This is a genomic window from Myroides phaeus (assembly GCF_009799805.1).
Classification (GTDB): domain Bacteria; phylum Bacteroidota; class Bacteroidia; order Flavobacteriales; family Flavobacteriaceae; genus Flavobacterium; species Flavobacterium phaeum_A.
In genome coordinates this window covers 1,477,226-1,497,308 of the sequence record NZ_CP047050.1, presented here as the reverse complement: position 1 = coordinate 1,497,308, position 20,083 = coordinate 1,477,226, and the positions used below count along the sequence as shown (strand labels likewise).

The window sequence follows — 20,083 nt, the reverse complement described above, 5'->3', positions numbered from 1 at the left end:
CAGTTATTAACTTCTACAAAAGTAGCGTTTATTCAAATTTCTTTTATTTACTTTGCCTTATGTTTACGCAAAATCAAATAGTATTATCCATTGGCACGAATCAAGGAGATAGAATTTCAAATATTGAAAAAGCTATCGAATTGATTCACAAGCACATTGGAACAGTCATTAAAGTTTCTCCAATTTACGAATTTCCTGCATGGGGATTTGAAAGTGATCCATTTTACAATTGTGCGATTTACATACATAGTACCTTAAATGCAGAAACTGTTATCCAAAAAGTATTAGAAACAGAGCAAATACTTGGTAGAATACGTCCACAAAATCAGGAAGGTTATAGCGCAAGAATTATTGATATTGACATTATTTCTTTCAATCAAGAAGTTTATAATACAGAGAAACTAACGGTGCCTCACCCATTGATGCAAGATAGACAATTTGTATTACAACCTGCTGCTGATCTAAATTTAGATTGGGAACACCCTACTTTAAAACTCGGTTTTAAAGCATTACTTGCTAATTGTAAAGACAAAACTTCTGGACAGGTAGTTAAGCGTTTAGCTTCTCCTATTCAAAAATATGGTTTTACAAATGTAAACTTTGTAGCTATTGAGGGTAATATTGGTGCAGGAAAAACTACTTTAACTAACCGTATTTCTACAGACTTTAATGCTAAGCGTATTTTAGAAGGTTTTGCAGACAATCCGTTCTTACCAAAGTTTTATAAGGATGCATCTCGTTATGCATTCCCTTTAGAGATGTCATTCTTAGCAGATCGCTATTCACAATTATCTGATGATTTGTCGCAATTTGATTTGTTTAAAGAGTTTATCATTGCTGATTACTATATATTCAAGTCACTTATTTTTGCTCAAATCACTTTAGAGGAAGACGAGTTTAACTTGTATCAACAAGTATTTGATATTATGTATAAAGACACGCCGAAGCCTGACTTATACGTTTACTTATATCAAAACACAGAAAGATTATTAGAAAACATTCACAAAAGAGGACGTTCATATGAAAGTGAAATACCTGGTACGTACTTAGACAAAGTAAACCAAGGTTATTTTAGTTATATCAAAACCTTGCCAACAGACAAGGTTCTGATTATAGATATATCTGATATGGACTTCGTAGCCAATCAGGAAGATTATATTGCAATCTTAGAAATGATTCAACAAAAGCTTAGAGCTTAACGATTCATTTGTTGAAATAAATCCCAAATTACGACCCCTGCACTCACAGAAATATTAAGTGAGTGTTTGGTTCCTAATTGAGGTATTTCAATTACTCCTTTACTCAAATCAACAACTTCTTGATTTACACCTTTAACTTCATTTCCGAAAACAAGCGCATATTTTTGTCCTATTTCAACTTCGAAGTTATTAAGCATAACACTTTTTTCTACTTGCTCAACAGATTGTACAGAAACTCCCTCTTCATTCAATTGTTTCACTAAAGTAACAACGTCTTTTACATATTCCCATTCTACCGTTTCAGTAGCTCCTAAAGCTGTTTTATGAATCTCTTTGTTTGGAGGTGTTGCAGTAATTCCACACAAGTAAACTTTTTCAATTAAAAAAGCGTCACAAGTTCTAAAAACAGAACCAATATTGTGTAAACTTCTTACATCATCAAGTACTATAATAATTGGCGTTTTTTCAGAAGCTTTAAACTCCTCTACATTTTTTCTATCCAATTCACTATTGGCTAATTTACGCATAATGATAATTTTTATGCAAAAATAAGTATTCTATCAATTAGAATGCTCCTCTTAAGAAAATAGACTAAAAATACCTCAATCACAGAAGTCGCAATAATTGCATTTTAAAACAAAAACATTCACATTTTATCACTTTAAACTTATAAATATTATTAAATAAAGATAATTTTATATTAAAAAATTGATTATATTAGCAATAACACAAACCACCACTAACTATGTTCCGCTTTTATATAAATAGGTTAGCTTTATTAACTATAATAAATAATCTGATTTTTATAGTTTACTTTAAAGAGTTTCTAAATACAACTCCTTATAGTAGCACTTGGGTTATAATGACTGTAGAAATAATTTGGTTATTATCACTAACTTTCTTAATTATATTTCCTATCATCCTTTGTTCTCTATTACAAAATCAAAGGATATTTACACACAAACTACCTTTACTGGCGATTAGTTTATCATTTTTATCTGTACTTTATTTTTCCTTAACAAAAATGTAACAAGACAACCATCATTATCTTAATAAATAACATTTTATTGCTATTTAGATAATTCATTAGTAATTTTGCAGGTTCTAAAATTAATTTATACATGTTTAAAAGCCTGATACAAAAGATTATTACTTCCCCTCTTATTATTTACACTACCCGCTGTTTTATAGGTTTTTACATCGGTTACCTGTTATTTCTAAAAGTTCAAAGCTATGAAGTAATCTGGTTACTGATTTCAATTATGCTTGTTATTTCCCCCGAAGGCAAGCACTCTAAAAAACTTTCTGTTGAGCGATTTAAATCAAACTTAGTTGGATCTGTAGTTGGACTTATTTGCTTAGAAATACATCCTGAGACGAATCTTTATCTTTGTATGTTAGGTGTTTTCCTAACAATTATGACTTGCTACTTGTTTAATATACTTAACATGGCACGTGTTGCATTAGTCGCTTTAATTATTATTCTTGTACAACCGCATACAGGTGATGTAGAAGCAACTCCTCTTCTGAGATGTCTTTCAGTAACAGTTGGCTGCCTTATTGGATTGTCTATTACTGTAGTAACATCTACTATAATAAGAAGTCTAAAAAGACACTATGGAATACCTCTTTCATAGAACTTACGCCTTATACTATTTAGTTCTTATAAATAGTTACTTATATTTGTAAATTGATAAAAACAATGAACTATGGCTGCTAAAGCAAAGGCGACAAAGGAAACTCCTTTAATGAAACAATACAATGATATCAAAGCAAAATACCCAGATGCTTGTCTATTATTTCGTGTTGGAGACTTTTATGAAACATTTGGTGAAGATGCTGTTAGAGCTGCAAATATATTAGGTATAACCCTTACTAAAAGAGGTGCTGGGTCTCCAAGTGAAACAGAATTAGCTGGTTTCCCTCATCATTCTATCAATGTTTATTTACCTAAACTTGTTAAAGCAGGACTAAGAGTTGCTATTTGTGACCAACTTGAAGATCCAAAAACAACCAAAACAATCGTAAAACGAGGGGTGACAGAACTTGTTACACCTGGAGTTGCATTAAATGATGAAGTACTTCATTCTAAATCTAACAACTTCCTTTGTGCTATACATTTTGCTAAAAAGTCAATAGGAATAGCCTTTTTGGATGTTTCTACTGGTGAATTTTTAACCACTGAAGGAGATCAAGATTATATTGACAAGCTTTTACAAAACTTCTCACCAAGTGAAGTTTTAGTACAAAAAAACAGTAAAACTCACTTTATTCAGACTTACGGAAACCAATATAATTTGTTTTTCCTTGACGATTGGGTTTTCAAAAAAGACTTTGCTTTTGAATCTTTAACAACTCATTTTAAAACAAATTCTTTAAAAGGTTTTGGTGTAGAAGACTTAGAAGAAGGAACTATTGCTTGTGGGGCTATTCTTTATTATTTATCTGAAACACAGCATACCAAAATACAACATATCTCTAATATCCAACGTATTGCAGAAGATGCTTATGTATGGATGGATCGTTTTACTATAAGAAACTTAGAATTATACAATAGTTCTAACCCTAATGCTATTACTCTTTTAGATGTTATAGATAAAACATTATCTCCAATGGGAGCTCGTCTATTAAAAAGATGGTTAGCTCTTCCATTAAAAGACGCAAATAAGATTGTAGATAGACACAATGTTGTAGAAAAATTAAAAGAAGATTCTGAGCTTTTATTCTTATTCCAAACACAGATAAAGAAAATATCAGACTTAGAAAGACTAATTTCTAAAATAGCAACTGGAAAAATATCTCCACGTGAACTTATTTATTTAAAAGAATCTCTTGATGCTATTATTCCAATTAAAGAAGGTGCATCAAAAAGCAATAATAATTCGCTAAAAACAATAGGAAACAAATTACATAGTTGTGAACTATTAAGAGAGAAAATTGCAACTACTATTCACGAAAATGCACCTGTAGCAATAGCAAAAGGTAATGCCATAGCTTTTGGTGTAAACGCTGAATTAGATGACTTACGTAAAATCTCTACCTCAGGAAAAGAATTCTTAGAGGCAATGGAGAGACGCGAAAGTGAAAAAACGGGTATTCCTTCTTTAAAAATAGCTTTCAACAATGTTTTTGGTTATTACATTGAAGTTAGAAACACACATAAAGATAAAGTTCCTACTGACTGGATTAGAAAACAAACTTTAGTGAATGCGGAACGCTATATTACTGAAGAATTGAAAGAATACGAAAGTAAGATACTTGGAGCTGAAGAGAAAATCTATAAATTAGAAACAGAACTATACGAACAGTTTACTTCTTGGTGTGCACAATATATCAAACCAGTGCAACTTAATGCTACATTAATTGCGCAGCTTGATTGTTTGGGGTCTTTTGCTCAATTAGCTATAGACAACAATTATGTGCGACCTGAAATAAACGATAGTTTTGAACTTGACATCAAAGAAGGTCGTCATCCTGTAATTGAAAAACAGTTGGCTTATGATACTCCCTTTATTGCTAATGACGTTTATTTAAACAATACAAATCAACAAATTATAATGATTACCGGACCTAATATGTCGGGTAAGTCTGCTATTTTGAGACAAACAGCTTTAATTGTACTATTAGCTCAAATGGGAAGTTTTGTTCCCGCTACTAAGGTCACAATGGGTACGGTTGATAAAATATTTACAAGAGTTGGTGCTTCTGATAATATTTCGATGGGAGAATCAACTTTTATGGTTGAAATGAATGAAACGGCATCTATCTTAAACAACCTAACTAATAGAAGTTTGGTATTGTTAGATGAAATTGGTCGTGGTACAAGTACGTATGACGGAATATCAATTGCTTGGGCCATTGCTGAATATATTCACCAAAACCCTTCTAAAGCAAAAACACTATTCGCTACGCATTACCACGAACTAAATGATATGCAAGAGCATTTTGAAGGAATCAAGAATTACAACGTTTCTGTAAAAGAATTAAAAGACAATGTACTATTCTTAAGAAAACTTGTTCCAGGAGGTAGTGCACACAGTTTTGGTATTCACGTGGCTAAAATGGCAGGTATGCCTACTACGGTACTAAAAAGAGCTGAAAAGATGCTTAAACAGTTGGAGAAAGGACACGTAAAAGAAGATCATAAAGTAAAACCAGTAGTTGACGACATACAATTGAGCTTCTTCAATTTAGATGATCCGTTATTAGAGGAACTAAAACAAGAAATATTAGACATTGACGTCAATTCAATTACGCCTATTGAGGCAATGATGAAAATCAATGAATTGAAAAAAATGCTTAACAAATAAAGTCAATTAGGGTGTCCAACAAGGATACCCTATTTTGTTTTTGTGTATTTTCACTCATTCCCTACCCAAATATTCAAATCTTAGGTCGTTCATCTTCCTTTTTCAGACAATAGCTTTTGTCTTTAAAGTATCTTTAATCTTTTATTGTCTGTATACAGCAACTGATGTACGTGATAAAACGTAGACTTAACTAAAGACTCTTTTATACAACCACGATTAAAGCCATTAAGCGCTACTCTCTTCTACTAAACTTCCTAACTAAAACAAGAACACAACTTCTCTGCAAGAAATAACCTCTATCTTATTTTATTAAGAATCTACTTTATACAGCAATAACCAGTTTACATCAATCATCCTCAAAAAACATTTACTTTTTTTTAAAAAAACCACATTGTAAATCAATCGTTTAAAAAATATCTTTTACTTTTTTTAAAAAAGGATTTGCAGATATTAAAAAACCTACTATATTTGCACTCGCAATACAGAAGTAAAGCGAAGTTCTTAAAAACATAATGCGAAAATAGCTCAGTTGGTAGAGCGCAACCTTGCCAAGGTTGAGGTCGCGGGTTCGAACCCCGTTTTTCGCTCAAATATCACGCTCGGGTGGTGGAAGTGGTAGACACGCTGGACTTAAAATCCAGTGAGCAGTAATGTTCGTGCGGGTTCAAGTCCCGCTCCGAGTACAAAAAGTTCTAAACAATTGTTTAGAACTTTTTTTTTGCACTAAAGCAATATATTTCCCTATTTTTCCCCCTTATTAATTTTTGTTTCAAACCCTTTGTTTTTAATTTGATATGAGCGCGTTTGTTATTAGCCTTAAAGAAAATGGTAAGTTCAAATATACTTTTGAACACAGAAGAGGTAAAACTCTTATGACAAGTATGGAGTATCCAAGTAAGGAAGCTATTCGTAGTACAATTAATTTTTTAAAAAATAATACTGAGTTAATTTCTTTTTTAAAGTTTAGAACTCCAAGTGGTAAATTGTTTTTCAAATTAGCAATTGAAGATAACATCTATGCTACAAGTCGAAAGTTCACAACAGAATTAAGATTTGAAAAAGCAATGGAAGAAATCAATACTAACTTTGATTTAGCAGAAATATTAGATTTCACAATAGATATCTTTGGAGATTTATTTGATAATGATAAATAATCACCCCCTGTAATCAACTTACTTCCAATACTTAAGAAATTTATTCAAAAAAAGTCTCTTTTTTACTTGTTATATAGTATTTATTTACGCTATATTTGCACTCGCAATACAGAAGCAATCAGTATTGTAAACCAAATGAAGCTCGGGTGGTGGAAGTGGTAGACACGCTGGACTTAAAATCCAGTGAGCAGTAATGTTCGTGCGGGTTCAAGTCCCGCTCCGAGTACAAAAAGTTCTAAACAATTGTTTAGAACTTTTTTTTTGGACTTTACTTTCCATCCAACTTTTAAAACAACATTTAATAAGACTGAAATATCGAAAGGGAAAATAACCTCTAAAATCGTATTACTATAAAATCAAGTATCCTCTTTATCAAAAATTTTACAGTAATCGTATACTTATTAAACTAAAAAAACAACTTGAACATTGATATTCATCATATCACTTTTTTACTACTTCCCTACTATTACAATAATATTTGACCTATTATCTAAATTCAAAGAGGCACTATAGATAATTAAAATATAAAAAAACATTTTTTTAAAAACATAAAATACTCAACACCAGACACAAGAACTAAAACTCTATAAAAAATTCAAACTTTATTACATCTACCTATTGTAGAATACATATTTTACACTATATTTGCACTCGCAATACGGAAGTAATTAGTGTTGCAAACCAAATGAAGCTCGGGTGGTGGAAGTGGTAGACACGCTGGACTTAAAATCCAGTGAGCAGTAATGTTCGTGCGGGTTCAAGTCCCGCTCCGAGTACAAAAGTTCTAAACAATTGTTTAGAACTTTTTTTTTGCACTATTATTAAGTTTCTTAGAACCAAGATAAGTTTTACAATTAGTAAAACTAACGTAAATTCGAAAAATGAAAAAGTACCTATCTAATCTTCATTTTATAACATTATTACTGATAAGCATTAGTTTCGTTGTACTCACTTCTTGTACCAAAGAAAACAGCAATCCTCCCCATATTGAAGAAGATATAATTGCCAAAGACTTACAGATTAAAGCAGATTCGTTATACAACCTAAATCAACTAAAAAGCGCTTTTCACAATTACCTTGATTCTAATCTAAGATTCAAAAAACAAAAGGACTCTCCTAACATCACTTACAACAATTTAAAAATAGCCTCAATATACCTAATAATTGGTGATCCTAATAGTGCACAAGAAATTGTAACCAACGAATTAAGATATATTAGTGAAGGTCCTAATACATATCGCTTTTACGTTTATTCAATATTATCTATTTGCTACTCTGATTTAGAAGACTATGAAGCTTCCATCGCTTATAACAACCTCTCTCTTGATTTAGCTTCGTCTGATTACGAAATAAAGATGATTGAAAACAACAATGCACTAAATTACATTAAATTACAGCAATATGAGAAAGCAATTCTTTCTCTACAAGCTATCTTAGATAGTAAAGCTTTTGAAGGTCGTTCTGGAGAAAAAGCACGTGTGTTAAACAATTTAGGAAGAGCGAAGTTCTTATTAAATAACAATGAAGGACTTGATGAACTAAAACAAGCTCTGGAATTAAGACTACCTACAAGTCTTCCAGATGACTTATTTTGGAGTTACGTCAACTTAAGTGAATACTACCAAGCTCACGATAAAACTATAGGTAAACAATATGCTCAAAAAGCATTTGACATTGCACGCGATTTTGAAAACAAAAACCAGAAATTAATCGCTCTTGAGTACCTTATCAAAAACGAAGACTATAATCCAAATAACAAGTACACGAATATTGATTATATAAATCTATCAAAACAAATAACAACTGAAAACCAACAAGCAAAAAATCAATATGCAAAGGTTAGATATGATTTTGACAAGCATTCTCGTGAAAATGCTAAACTAAGATACAACTTACAACAAACTGAAATAACAGTTACAAAGCAATACAATGTCATCCTACTTATCTTCCTTTTCATCATAATTAGCGCTTCTATATTTGGCCTAATTTATAAACAATTAAAAAGAAGACACAAAAAAGAAAAGTTAGAACAGGTATACATCACTGAAACTACAATTGCTAAAAAAGTACACGACGAACTTGCCAATGATGTATTTAACGTACTTACACTTTCTCAAAACTTTAAACTTGATACTGAAAAAACAAAAAATCACTTAATCAACGATCTGGAACTAATCTATAAGAAAGCTCGTAATATCTCCTTACAGCATAGTTCTATTAGTACTGGCACAAAGTTTAAAGAGCATCTAACAAACCTCTTTAATGAATACAATACGGCCGCTTGTAGAATTATAATTACAGGTTTAGATAAGTTTGATTTTGACCAATTAGACAAAACTCAAAAAATAACCTTGTATAGAGTTATTCAAGAACTACTTGTCAATATGAAGAAACACAGCATGGCAACTTTAGTTGTTTTTAAATTTGAAGATCTAAAAAACAAAATAACCCTCTTTTACTCTGACAACGGAATTGGCATCATTCAAAAAGAAATCATTTCTAAAAATGGTTTATCGAATATGGAAAACCGCATCAAAAATATAAACGGAACAATTACATTTGATAATGAGAATAAATTAGGTGTAAAATATTTCATACAATTACCCAAAAGTTATGATTAAAAAAATTCTTGTAGTCGAAGACTACGACAGTATAAATGTTGGAATTGTAACTGCTTTATCAGAACAAACAAATGCAGAAATTTACAGTACTAAATACTGTGATGATGCTTGGTTAAAAATACAGAGTGCGGAACACAACAATTCTCCTTTCGACTTAATCATCTCTGACTTGTCATTCGAACAAGACCACAGAGAAACCAAACTACAAGGAGGAATTGACTTAATTAGACAAGTAAAACAATACTACCCTAAAATAAAAATAATCGTTTATTCAATTGAAAACAGATACATTGAAATAAATGATTTATTAGAGCATTTACAAGTAAATGCTTTTATCAGTAAGGGTAGAAATAGCATCAAAGAATTAGTAGAAGCTATTAATTATATTCAGAATGATGCAGATGCACCTTATTTATCCGCAGAAATACTTGAAGTCAAAAACAACCCTACCTCTCTTATTTTACAAGATGAAGATTTAGCAATTCTAAAATTACTTTCAGAAGGATATTCGCAAAGTGAAATAGGTAATAAACTAAAAGAAGATGAGCTATGCATTTCCAGCACAAGTAGTATAGAGAAACGCATTAGCAAATTAAGAATTTCTTTAAACGCAAAAAATGCAACTCACTTAGTTAGCATTGCAAAAGATATGGGGATTATTTGAAACAAAATGACATAAAATATCAACTAATAAGGTTTTCCGTAAAGGACACTTAATGACAATAATTATCTTTGTAACCGGAAAAGTTACAAGGTTTTAATATGTTAAGAATAATTACCTCTCTAATTGTGGTATTAGGGATTAGTATTAGTTGTGGTAGGCATCATAACGATACAGAATACGAAAAAATAGAAAATCTTGATATATCTGAAGCCGATTTAGACACCTGTTTAGAGACTTATAACGAATACGTAGACAAATACCCTGTTTTATTCCAAAAAGCTCTCTATGGTGATAAAAAAGCCTTAAAAGAATACTCTGATTTAATGCTATCTATTGCTAAAATAGAAAACAAGATTAATGAGTTGTCAAATGCTCACCAATTGCCTAATAAGCAATTCAAAAAATACAAGGAGCTAAAAAGTAAATTAACTCCATAAAAAAAAGCAGAAGATATATCTTCTGCTTTTTTTGTATTAAGATGCAGCCTCAAGGCGTTGCAATAAATTCTTGTTCAAGGCGTGTTCTGTATATTCTTTATCAACATTCAGTTCTTTCACCTCATCTTTACTTGGCAACTCATACATTGCATCCGTTAAGATCGCTTCACAAAGAGATCTCAATCCACGAGCTCCTAATTTATATTCTAAAGCCTTATCTACAATATAATCTAAAGCATCTTCTGTAATAGTAAATTTAATACCATCCATCTCGAATAACTTCTCATACTGTTTAATCAAAGCATTTTTAGGTTCTGTCAAAATTGCTCTAAGCGTTTTACGATCCAATGGATCCATATGAGTTAACACAGGTAAACGTCCAATAATCTCAGGAATTAAACCATAGTCCTTAATATCTTTTGGAATAATGTACTGCATTAAATTAGTACGATCTACTTGATCCACTTCTTTAGCAGAACTATACCCTACGGCTTGGAAATTTAAACGTTTTGAAATAATTCTCTCAATACCGTCAAATGCACCACCAGCCACGAATAAGATATTCTTTGTATTTACCTCAATGAATTTTTGGTCTGGGTGCTTTCTTCCTCCTTTAGGCGGAACATTAACAACACTTCCTTCCAATAATTTCAATAAAGCTTGTTGTACCCCTTCACCAGACACATCACGTGTAATAGAAGGATTGTCGCTTTTACGTGCAATTTTATCAATCTCATCAATAAAAATAATACCACGTTCAGCTTTCTCAACATCGTAATCTGCAGCTTGTAAAAGTTTTGTCAAAATACCTTCAACGTCTTCTCCTACATACCCTGCTTCAGTAAGAACAGTTGCATCAACAATTGCCAATGGTACATTCAACATACGAGCAATAGTTTTTGCCACCAATGTTTTACCTGTACCTGTTTGACCAACCATTAAGATGTTACTTTTCTCAATTTCGATGTCTTGATCTTCGTTATTTAATTCCTGCAATAAACGTTTGTAGTGATTATATACAGCAACAGCCATAACTTTTTTAGTTTGGTCTTGACCAATCACATATTCGTCTAAGAAAGCTCTAATTTCCATAGGCTTTTTCAACAATAGATCACTTGAAATAGCCTCAAGCTCTTTCGCATCATTCTCTTCTAAAATGATATCATAAGCTTGCTCTACACAACGATCACAAATATGAGCATCAATACCAGCAATAAGAATATTCGTTTCTGCTTTTGGACGACCACAAAACGAACATCTCTTTTCATCCTTTGCCATAAATAATTATTCTCTTATTAATACCTCATCAATCATTCCGTACTCTTTAGCTTCTTGTGCTATCATCCAATAGTCACGGTCGCTATCATGGTGTACTTTTTCCATTGATTGACCAGAATGCTTAGAAATAATTTGGTATAATTCGTCTTTCAACTTCATAATCTCTCTTGCTGTAATTTCGATATCTGAAGCTTGACCTTGTGCACCTCCAAGTGGTTGGTGAATCATAACTCTTGAGTGTGGTAATGCAGATCTTTTCCCTTCCGCACCAGCACATAACAATACAGCTCCCATAGAAGCAGCCATACCAGTACAAATAGTAGCTACATCAGGTTTAATAAACTGCATTGTATCATAAATACCTAAACCAGCGTAAACACCTCCTCCAGGAGAGTTTACATAAATACTAATATCTTTTTCGTTATCAACACTTGCTAAGAATAACAACTGTGCTTGAATAATATTAGCAACATAATCATCAATCCCTGTTCCTAAAAAGATAATTCTATCCATCATCAAACGAGAAAAAACATCCATAGAAGCTACGTTCATTTGTCTCTCTTCGATGATATATGGAGTCATACTACTTACAATTTTATCGTAGTACATACTATTTATACCGTGATGCTTAGTAGCATACTTTTGAAACTCTTTACCTATATCCATATGATAATTCAATTTTTTTTGATTTCTAAATATAAAAAAAATAAGCGTCTTTCCTTAACAGAAAGACGCTCAAATATACTTATTTTTTTCCGGATATTATTCTCCGTACATTTCCTTAACGAAATCTTTGTAAGAAACTTCTTTAACCTCAGCTTTAACTTTTTCGTTGAATAAAGCTAACATTTTGTCGTTCATCAATTGCTCAGAAATACGTTTAACCTCTTCTTGGTTAGACATAACTCTTGCAACGATATCTTCAACCATTTTATCATCTGGTTCAGCTTGTCCGAATTGAGCCATTTGATCTTTGATTAACTTAACAGTAAATGCTTTTACTTCATCAAAGTTTAATTGTAACTCATTTTGAGACATTACTTTTCCTTCAACTAATTGGAAACGTAAACCTTGCTCAGACTTAGCGTACTCAGCAGCAGCTTCTTCAGCAGTCATTCTTGTTTCACCTGCAGTTTCTAACCATCTTGTTAAAAATTCAGCTGGTAAATCAAATTTAGTGTTAGCTAACAAAGATTCGAAAACATCGTTTACAAATTTTTGATCAGCTTGACCTGCGAATTGTTTCTCAGCGTCTTCTTTGATTTTTTCTTTTAATTGCTCAACAGATGTTACAACACCTTCTCCGAACAATTTGTCGAATAATTCTTGGTTTAATTCAGCTTTCTCAGTTTCGTTGATTTCTTGAATAGTAAATACTACGTCAATTTCTAAACCGTGAACAGCATCGTGGTCAACACCTAAGTGCTCCATAAGTTTGTGATCATCTTCAAATAATCCTTTAGTACTTACAGTAACTTGCTCACCAACTTTTTTATTTAAAAATTTCTTTTGGTTTGTTTTAGTTCTGAATGCTTCAACAGCAACTTTAGTTTCTTTGTTGATTCCAGCTTCTTCATTAGTGAATGTACCAACTAATTCTGAAGTTTCTTCTACAGCTTCTTTAGAAACTAATTTCCCGTATTGTTTTTGGATAAACTCAACTTGCTCGTCTAACATTGCGTCATCAGCAACAACTTTGAATTTAGTAACGTCTTTTGCACCTTCTAAGTCAACAGTGAACTCAGGAGCCAATCCTAATTCAAAATCAAATTTTAATACATCAGCATCCCAGTCAAAATCTTCATTGTCCACTGGTAATGGATTTCCTAAAATATCTAATTTTTCATCTACAAGATAGTTTCCTAATTTCTCTTGCAAAATTTTGTTTACTTCTTCGAACAATACTGCTTTACCGTATTGTTTAAGAATTAAACTCATTGGTACTGCACCTTTTCTAAATCCTGGAACGCTTGCGTTCTTTTTGTAGTTAGATAAAACATTATCTACATTACCTTGATAATCTTCTTTTGCAAGCTCAATAGTTACGATTGCATTAAGAGCATCTACATTATTTCTTGTAATATTCATTTTTGATGTATTTACATATAAAATTGGGTTGCAAAAATAAATTATTTTTACAACCCAACCAAGTTTTTAAGTAATTGTATTTCAACTATTAATTTTTTATCTTCTTTGCGGCTCACCTTTTTGAAGGAAGCCATTTACTATTGATTGACAGAAAGTCAATACTACACTAAATAAAAGTGCATACCAAAAATTATCAACAGTAAATTCTTTCACAAAATAAGCACTCAATTGAATAATCACCGCATTGATAACTAATAAAAATAATCCCATTGTTATTACTGTTGCTGGCAAAGTTAAGAAAACCAAAACTGGTCTTAAAAACATATTTAACAATCCCATTGCAACGGCTACCCATAGCGCTGTTGTCCAACCTGTAACTGCTACTCCTGGTAATAACCAGCACAAAAACATAACAATAGCAGTCGTAATTAGTAATCTAACAATTAGTCCCATAATATTTTTTTATAAAAATAAGGAAAATTATTTATTTGTAGCAACCAAAGTAGGTCCTGGATATACTGCAGGGTTAACTAATGGAATTGTTGCGTGATAATGTTTGTTAATTACTCTTAAAATTTCAGCCGAAATAAATGCATATCCTCTTGCGTTCAGGTGTACACCATCTAAAGAGAACATTACTGTATTTAAATTCCCCATTCCTTTAAAATAATCAGCTGTATAAATCTGACCATCTTCTACTCGAAGACCAGCTACTGCTTTGTTTAAAACATCATTCATATCTGCTACAGCAAGTCCTTTTGTAGCCGCTACTGCTCTAATGATATTATTAAACTGTACTGTTGCTTCTTTTACTTTCTTCTGTTCCACAGGATTCAATACAAATGCATCACTTAAAGGAAAAGTTACTCCAACTTTAAGCATATCATCCATAACAGGACTTCCTGTTGATTGTGGTAATGAAGCTCCAATTTGAGGTTTACTTGTCAATAATAATAAATCTTTATCTGTAGCGTGTCTTGCCTTTCCAAAAGCTTGTGCCACCAATTTAATTTGTGGATCACTTATTGGAAAAGGAAATTGTCCTGCAGCAACTACAGCTTTAATACCTCCTTCTAATAAAGCAGACATATCTGTCAGTGTTCTATCTTCAACTAACAGTGGATTAGCGTGCTCTTTAGAAAACAATTGCAAACGATCTCCTTGTCCTCCTTTAGCTAATATTTGTTTCAACATACCAACTAACATATTCAATTGGTCTATTTTTTCAACACCTATTAATTCTGGTGTCAATGGGCTATATGGCACAGTCGTAAAAAACGGAATAGCTGTTACATCTGGTATTGTTGCTACAACTCCTTTTGCACCACCTGAAACTAATGTATTTGTAATTGTTTCGTAAACGTTTTTAAACACTCCAGCGTGTGTAATATCATTTGGCCCATATTGAGAAGGATCTAATCCTCCCATTTCATTTTGATCAACTCCTTCTCCTCCTGAAGTTGCATAAGACAATACGTCATTTGCTCCAATCCAGTTTGTAAAGAAAGTAGGTTTTAACGACATAGCATCTCCTAAAACCGTAGCATCATCACTTGTAGCTGTTCTTACGAAATACGGGTTCGCCTTTCCAACTGCTAAACCTGCAATACTACCGTATCCTTTAGCTAATAAATGATATGTTTTAGCTCCAGGAACTCCCGCATTATGGTATGCTTTTTTCTGTTGTGCTGTAGCTTCAATAGTGCTGGTACCCTTAATATTCTCAGGTCCTCCTGTAGACATATTAATCACCATTCTTGTTTTAAAGTTTGGATTCTCAACACCTCCAAATAAAAAACCTCCTACATTATTAACATCATCTGCAAAAGAAGGTTGAGTAAACTCTCCTCCTCCAACTGTTTTAAACTGATTTGCTAAAATATTAGGAAATGAATTCTCTTGTCCTGAACGGAAAACAGTTCCATCCATATATCCAGCTGTCAATGAGTTACCTATTGCAACATAAGAGCTAAAATCTGCATCACCAGCAGAATAAGTCCCACCATCAATTTTATCTTCAAAAGAAGGCTCACAAGAAGCTAATAAAGCCACTGCTGGTAATAATAATAAATATCTTTTTTTCATGTTCGTTCTTCTTTAAAATTAAAAACTATAGCTTAGACCAATACCTCCACTTGTAACAGCACTCTTATATGTTCCTCCAAAAGAAACATTTTGTCCGTCTTCCATATAGTAATCGTATGAACTATTTGTATCACTGAAATGAATATAAGAGAACACTAAATCTACACCAATTCCATTTTTGAATTTATACGTTAGACCACCTGTGTATGCTCTTGAGTCATTACGTGGTGTTTCAGGTGCAAAATACCCTTGTTGAACTGGACTTTGGTCAAAGTACCAACCAGCTCTCAAAGACAATTGTTCGTTTGCAGTATACTGAACACCAAATCTATAAGTATTAGAATCTTTATAATTACGTGCATTCACTGATTTTCCAACAGCAGGATTATCAACAAAATCAATCACTAAAGAGTCGTATAATTTCCAGAAAGTTCTGTTATAGTCAAAAGCAAAAAGCCATTTATTCCATTCATAAGAAGCTCCTACAGTTAACTCAGCAGGTAAAGGCATTTGTGCTTTGATTTTTCCATCTTTAAACAACGACTGTCCAAAAGCAGGAACATCGTGGAAGTTTGCTTTTCCATCATTTGCCTTCATAATAACTTTAGAACGGTAGTTAAGACCAAATCTCAAGTGATCATCAACATTAACCATATATCCTGCAGTCCATCCCCAAGCAGTTACACCTTTTGCCTCAACAGTAACATCCGTTCTGTTTCCTTGCTCATCAGTCATACTACGAGATACGTTTCTATTAAAAGTTACCCCACCATTTACAAAAATAGGTCCCCCTCCAAAACTGAAGTGTTTACTAACTTTTACAGCAATCGTTGGTTGAAAATAAATAGCCTTTAAATCAATATTATTTACCAAGTGAGAACCTTGCCAATCTTGATCCCAATCAACTGCACTTCCATAAGGTGAATACACAGCTAAACCAACAGTTAACCAATCTGTAGCCTTATAAGACCCATACGCATAAAAAGGTGTACCCGTATTTCTTGTCTTATTTTCCCAACCATAAGTTTTGTTTTGAAATTTTGTATCAGCTACTAAAACGCTTGCTCCTGCAGAAAAGTTAAATTTATCTTCCAAATAAACAGATGCCGCGGGGTTAAAAAACATTGTTTCTGCTCCACCTACTACTGCAACCCCGGTATGTCCCATCGCAAGTTGCTTATTGCCTTGCATTGCTACTCTATACCCTCCAGCAAATGCAGAATAAGACACTAAAGTAACAAGAGACAATGATAATAATTTTCTTATCATAATTGACTGTTATTTAAAATTCGTTTATTCCAAATATATATAGTAAATAGAGTTTTACAAATTTTTAAGTCTTATTTTAACAATTAAATTTCCTTCTTTTAATTTTTAATTAGTAAAACCACACAAATACAAAGAATACTAAAATAAGATTAACTAAATTTGAACAAAAAATATATTTTAACCAATAAATAAAATACTCCCCACAGCTACTTTATATTAAAAAATATTCATTTTATATATACTTTCCTCTCTGTTAAAGTTTTACAACCTACAAAAAACACTAAACAACGGGGATTCTACTTAAATAAGTCATTATTCCTCGAATTACACAAAACTGTCAAAAAAGAGCATCTTCGATTATTAAAATTACTTGTTCTATTTTTCTCGATGACAATAAAACACGTTATCTCCCATACTTGTCCCTACCATATTCGAAAGAAGTACCACACATATACCACATTCATTCGGTAAAAAGGTCGATTTTCGAATGAATGTGGTACTTATCTCGAACTTGTCTCGAACAAGGTATAACCAAACCCCTTACAGCCCCCGTATTTACAAGCACTCCAAGAATATCTAAAAAGTATTTGCAATGGTATTTAATAAGGCCTGTAAAAAACACAACCGCCCTATCTACATTTTAAAATAGATACCAATAAAAAAAGGTAAGCAGATTACTCTACTTACCTTTTATATCTCATTTAATAATCTCTAAAAAAGATTACTTATCTCTCTAAAAAATCTTTTACTATTTCGTAAAACATTTGTGGATTTTCTGCGTGTAACCAATGTCCTACATTTGGAATGGTTTGCACTTCAGAATTTGGAAAATGCTTCGAGATCATTTCTTCATCAGACTGTTGAATATAATTAGAATTCCCTCCTCTTATAAACAATGTTGGATTCGAAAAATAAGCATCTTCTTCTAACGCCTCACCTACTACCTCTTCATTAGCTCTAAACGCATCTAAATTAAAACGAAATGCCAATTGCCCTGGTTCTTTCCAATACAAACTCTTTGCTAAAAACAAGCGTGTACCATCTTCTTTAATTTCATTGCGCAATAAATCATCTACATCTCCACGAGATGGCTTCAACGTAAAATCTACCTTACTTAAAGCATCAATAATAATTTGGTGATGTGGAGGATATTGTCTTGGTGCAATATCAGCAACAATCAACTTAGTAATACGATCAGGGTATCTATCCGCTAATTTCATTACTACTTTCCCTCCCATCGAGTGCCCTAAAGCAATTGCATTAGCTAAATTATGATGATCCATATAACGTATTACATCTTCCACCATTAAATCATAAGACCAATCCATTGAATGAAAACTGCGCCCGTGATTTCTCAAGTCTAACAAATGAACTTCATATCCTTGGTCAGCCATTTGTTTTCCAAATGTCTTCCAGTTGTCAGACATTCCAAAATAACCGTGAATTACAAGAAATGGAATCCCACCTTCTCCTTCAATTTTTGAATAAAGAATATCTGCCATTACGATAATTTTCTGATATACATATTTACTACATTCTCAATTCCTAAGTAGATAGACTCTGCAATTAAAGCATGTCCAATAGACACTTCTAAAAGGTTTGGAATATTATTTTTAAAGAAAGCGATATTATCAAGACTCAAATCGTGTCCAGCATTAATACCTAATCCTAACTCAGTTGCTAATTCTGCAGCTTTTACATAAGGTTCGATTGCCTTTTCATTTCCTTTACCATACTGGTAAGCAAACTCCTCTGTGTAAAGCTCAATACGATCTGCACCTACTATTTTAGCACCTTCGATCATATCTAAAACTGGATCTACAAAGATTGATGTACGAATACCTTTTAATCGGCACTCATCAATTACTTCTTTTAAAAATTCTTTATGTTTAATTGTATCCCATCCAGCATTTGAAGTTAATGCATCAACTGCATCAGGAACAAGAGTAACTTGAGTTGGCTTACACTCGTAAACTAACTTCAAGAAATCATCCATTGGATTACCTTCAATATTATATTCCGTATAAACAACGTCCACTAAATCTCTTGCATCTTGGTAACGAATATGTCTCTCATCCGGTCTTGGATGAACAGTCACACCTTGAGCACCAAATTTCTGAACGTCTTTTGCTACTTGTAATAAATTTGGAACGTCTCCTCCTCTTGAATTACGTAGAGTAGCAATTTTGTTGATATTAACAGATAGCTTAGTCATATTTTTAAATTTTAAACACAAAAATACAAACTATAATTAACGTCTATTGTTTTATTTTTGATTATTTTGCACTACTAAATTAGAGAGTGTATTATGTTGGCGTCAGAAAATTTACTTACCACAGATTTACCTATCTGCAAATTGAACACTTTAATCGAGGAAATACTTCCTCAATTAGAAGATTGTTCGTTTTCCCATTTTCCTATTGTTGACCAAAACAACAATTGGCTTGGTAATATTTTATTAGAAGATTTACAGAATGCTTCTCCTGATCAATCTGTAGAAGACATTATGTACGACATAGAAAAATTTTGCTTAGTAAATCACAATGACCTCAACCCTTTTGATTTCTTTGATTTGTTTCATAAAAATGATACAAATGTTATTCCTCTAATTGACGAAAATGGTTTTTTACTTGGCGTTTTTTCAAAGGAAACGCTTTTAAATGAATGGAGTAAAACCTTGTTTTTTGAAGAAAAAGGCACATCTTTTGTTGTAGCAAAACACCTACAACATTATAGCTTTACTGAAATCACTCAAATTGTTGAAAGCAATAATGCTAAGATTTTAGGAATTCTATTACTTGAAGCGAGTAATGATATGTTCCATATTCTAATAAAAACAAATGGCGTTAACACCCAAGTAATATTGGATGATTTACGCCGTTACAACTATGAAATACAGACAAATCTTTTAGATGATTCTCATTATAATGATTTAAAAGAAAGATCTGATTACTTAAATAAATATCTAAACATATAAT

The 20,083-nt window shown here is 32.3% G+C and carries 17 protein-coding genes and 4 tRNA genes; 12 read left to right on the top strand and 9 right to left on the bottom strand.

From position 1 onward, the window contains the following. Positions 1 to 59: 59 nt before the first annotated feature. Positions 60 to 1,199, top strand: a complete 1,140-nt coding sequence (folK, locus tag GQS07_RS06730) for a 2-amino-4-hydroxy-6-hydroxymethyldihydropteridine diphosphokinase (protein ID WP_158210150.1) — start codon at positions 60 to 62, stop codon at positions 1,197 to 1,199. Here the strand turns inward: folK and GQS07_RS06725 are convergent. Continuing rightward, positions 1,196 to 1,726: an RNA methyltransferase gene (locus GQS07_RS06725; RefSeq protein WP_158210149.1), complete on the bottom strand. Its 531-nt coding sequence runs from the start codon at positions 1,724 to 1,726 to the stop codon at positions 1,196 to 1,198. The two genes, folK and GQS07_RS06725, sit on opposite strands and share 4 nt — an antisense overlap. Positions 1,727 to 2,320: 594 nt before the next feature. Between GQS07_RS06725 and GQS07_RS06720 the strand changes: the two genes are divergently transcribed. The 10 genes from GQS07_RS06720 (at position 2,321) to GQS07_RS06675 (ending at position 10,385) form a co-directional block, all read left to right on the top strand. Beyond that, positions 2,321 to 2,836: an FUSC family protein gene (locus tag GQS07_RS06720; protein ID WP_158210148.1), complete on the top strand. Its 516-nt coding sequence runs from the start codon at positions 2,321 to 2,323 to the stop codon at positions 2,834 to 2,836. 72 nt (positions 2,837 to 2,908) lie between these two features. Next, positions 2,909 to 5,509, top strand: a complete 2,601-nt coding sequence (gene mutS, locus GQS07_RS06715) for a DNA mismatch repair protein MutS (protein ID WP_158210147.1) — start codon at positions 2,909 to 2,911, stop codon at positions 5,507 to 5,509. A gap of 514 nt (positions 5,510 to 6,023) precedes the next feature. Further along, a tRNA-Gly gene (locus GQS07_RS06710) sits at positions 6,024 to 6,096 on the top strand. Positions 6,097 to 6,106: 10 nt separating this feature from the next. Then, positions 6,107 to 6,192 (top strand) — tRNA-Leu (locus tag GQS07_RS06705). A gap of 111 nt (positions 6,193 to 6,303) precedes the next feature. Beyond that, a complete protein-coding gene (locus tag GQS07_RS06700; protein ID WP_158210146.1) occupies positions 6,304 to 6,663 on the top strand; it encodes a hypothetical protein in 360 nt (119 codons plus the stop codon). A gap of 140 nt (positions 6,664 to 6,803) precedes the next feature. Beyond that, positions 6,804 to 6,889 (top strand) — tRNA-Leu (locus tag GQS07_RS06695). 464 nt (positions 6,890 to 7,353) lie between these two features. After that, positions 7,354 to 7,439, top strand: a tRNA-Leu gene (locus GQS07_RS06690). 105 nt (positions 7,440 to 7,544) lie between these two features. Then, the gene (locus tag GQS07_RS06685) at positions 7,545 to 9,284 is read left to right on the top strand and encodes a tetratricopeptide repeat-containing sensor histidine kinase (RefSeq protein WP_158210145.1); all 1,740 of its coding nucleotides are present in this window, start codon (positions 7,545 to 7,547) and stop codon (positions 9,282 to 9,284) included. Continuing rightward, on the top strand, positions 9,277 to 9,948 hold the full coding sequence (locus tag GQS07_RS06680) for a response regulator (RefSeq protein ID WP_158210144.1): 672 nt from the start codon (positions 9,277 to 9,279) through the stop codon (positions 9,946 to 9,948). The genes GQS07_RS06685 and GQS07_RS06680 overlap by 8 nt, the downstream gene beginning before the upstream one ends. Before the next feature lie 98 nt (positions 9,949 to 10,046). Continuing rightward, positions 10,047 to 10,385 carry a hypothetical protein gene (locus GQS07_RS06675; protein WP_158210143.1) on the top strand — a complete coding sequence of 113 codons (339 nt, stop codon included), beginning with the start codon at positions 10,047 to 10,049 and terminating at the stop codon, positions 10,383 to 10,385. Positions 10,386 to 10,421: 36 nt separating this feature from the next. Here GQS07_RS06675 and clpX read toward each other — a convergent pair whose 3' ends face one another. The 8 genes from clpX to GQS07_RS06635 form a co-directional block, all read right to left on the bottom strand. After that, complete coding sequence (gene clpX, locus GQS07_RS06670; protein WP_090405408.1) at positions 10,422 to 11,663, bottom strand: ATP-dependent Clp protease ATP-binding subunit ClpX; 1,242 nt, start codon at positions 11,661 to 11,663, stop codon at positions 10,422 to 10,424. A gap of 6 nt (positions 11,664 to 11,669) precedes the next feature. Next, positions 11,670 to 12,329, bottom strand: coding sequence for an ATP-dependent Clp endopeptidase proteolytic subunit ClpP (clpP, locus tag GQS07_RS06665; RefSeq protein WP_090405413.1), 660 nt, complete (start codon positions 12,327 to 12,329; stop codon positions 11,670 to 11,672). A 96-nt stretch (positions 12,330 to 12,425) separates the two neighbouring features. Next, the gene (tig, locus tag GQS07_RS06660; protein ID WP_158210142.1) at positions 12,426 to 13,751 is read right to left on the bottom strand and encodes a trigger factor; all 1,326 of its coding nucleotides are present in this window, start codon (positions 13,749 to 13,751) and stop codon (positions 12,426 to 12,428) included. Positions 13,752 to 13,847: 96 nt separating this feature from the next. Next, a complete protein-coding gene (locus GQS07_RS06655; protein ID WP_090405901.1) occupies positions 13,848 to 14,204 on the bottom strand; it encodes a phage holin family protein in 357 nt (118 codons plus the stop codon). Between the two features lie 27 nt (positions 14,205 to 14,231). Further along, positions 14,232 to 15,836: a hypothetical protein gene (locus tag GQS07_RS06650; protein WP_158210141.1), complete on the bottom strand. Its 1,605-nt coding sequence runs from the start codon at positions 15,834 to 15,836 to the stop codon at positions 14,232 to 14,234. A gap of 18 nt (positions 15,837 to 15,854) precedes the next feature. Beyond that, complete coding sequence (locus GQS07_RS06645; RefSeq protein ID WP_158210140.1) at positions 15,855 to 17,105, bottom strand: OmpP1/FadL family transporter; 1,251 nt, start codon at positions 17,103 to 17,105, stop codon at positions 15,855 to 15,857. 725 nt (positions 17,106 to 17,830) lie between these two features. Beyond that, on the bottom strand, positions 17,831 to 18,607 hold the full coding sequence (locus GQS07_RS06640; RefSeq protein WP_158210139.1) for an alpha/beta fold hydrolase: 777 nt from the start codon (positions 18,605 to 18,607) through the stop codon (positions 17,831 to 17,833). Further along, positions 18,607 to 19,320: a pyridoxine 5'-phosphate synthase gene (locus GQS07_RS06635; protein WP_158210138.1), complete on the bottom strand. Its 714-nt coding sequence runs from the start codon at positions 19,318 to 19,320 to the stop codon at positions 18,607 to 18,609. Before GQS07_RS06635 ends, GQS07_RS06640 begins: the two co-directional genes overlap by 1 nt. Before the next feature lie 93 nt (positions 19,321 to 19,413). On the opposite strand from GQS07_RS06635, the gene GQS07_RS06630 reads away from it, so the two are divergent. Further along, complete coding sequence (locus GQS07_RS06630; RefSeq protein ID WP_158210137.1) at positions 19,414 to 20,082, top strand: CBS domain-containing protein; 669 nt, start codon at positions 19,414 to 19,416, stop codon at positions 20,080 to 20,082. Position 20,083 lies beyond the last annotated feature (1 nt).

What these genes read in the sequence shown, in the direction of transcription:
- GQS07_RS06650 (WP_158210141.1), bottom strand. Translation starts at nt 15,836, where the DNA reads ATGAAAAAAAGATATTTATTATTATTACCAGCAGTGGCTTTATTAGCT.
- GQS07_RS06655 (WP_090405901.1), bottom strand. Translation starts at nt 14,204, where the DNA reads ATGGGACTAATTGTTAGATTACTAATTACGACTGCTATTGTTATGTTT.
- GQS07_RS06700 (WP_158210146.1), top strand. Translation starts at nt 6,304, where the DNA reads ATGAGCGCGTTTGTTATTAGCCTTAAAGAAAATGGTAAGTTCAAATAT.
- GQS07_RS06630 (WP_158210137.1), top strand. Translation starts at nt 19,414, where the DNA reads ATGTTGGCGTCAGAAAATTTACTTACCACAGATTTACCTATCTGCAAA.
- GQS07_RS06645 (WP_158210140.1), bottom strand. Translation starts at nt 17,105, where the DNA reads ATGATAAGAAAATTATTATCATTGTCTCTTGTTACTTTAGTGTCTTAT.
- tig (WP_158210142.1), bottom strand. Translation starts at nt 13,751, where the DNA reads ATGAATATTACAAGAAATAATGTAGATGCTCTTAATGCAATCGTAACT.
- GQS07_RS06720 (WP_158210148.1), top strand. Translation starts at nt 2,321, where the DNA reads ATGTTTAAAAGCCTGATACAAAAGATTATTACTTCCCCTCTTATTATT.
- GQS07_RS06685 (WP_158210145.1), top strand. Translation starts at nt 7,545, where the DNA reads ATGAAAAAGTACCTATCTAATCTTCATTTTATAACATTATTACTGATA.
- clpP (WP_090405413.1), bottom strand. Translation starts at nt 12,329, where the DNA reads ATGGATATAGGTAAAGAGTTTCAAAAGTATGCTACTAAGCATCACGGT.
- GQS07_RS06675 (WP_158210143.1), top strand. Translation starts at nt 10,047, where the DNA reads ATGTTAAGAATAATTACCTCTCTAATTGTGGTATTAGGGATTAGTATT.
- clpX (WP_090405408.1), bottom strand. Translation starts at nt 11,663, where the DNA reads ATGGCAAAGGATGAAAAGAGATGTTCGTTTTGTGGTCGTCCAAAAGCA.
- GQS07_RS06640 (WP_158210139.1), bottom strand. Translation starts at nt 18,607, where the DNA reads ATGGCAGATATTCTTTATTCAAAAATTGAAGGAGAAGGTGGGATTCCA.
- GQS07_RS06635 (WP_158210138.1), bottom strand. Translation starts at nt 19,320, where the DNA reads ATGACTAAGCTATCTGTTAATATCAACAAAATTGCTACTCTACGTAAT.
- folK (WP_158210150.1), top strand. Translation starts at nt 60, where the DNA reads ATGTTTACGCAAAATCAAATAGTATTATCCATTGGCACGAATCAAGGA.
- GQS07_RS06725 (WP_158210149.1), bottom strand. Translation starts at nt 1,726, where the DNA reads ATGCGTAAATTAGCCAATAGTGAATTGGATAGAAAAAATGTAGAGGAG.
- mutS (WP_158210147.1), top strand. Translation starts at nt 2,909, where the DNA reads ATGGCTGCTAAAGCAAAGGCGACAAAGGAAACTCCTTTAATGAAACAA.
- GQS07_RS06680 (WP_158210144.1), top strand. Translation starts at nt 9,277, where the DNA reads ATGATTAAAAAAATTCTTGTAGTCGAAGACTACGACAGTATAAATGTT.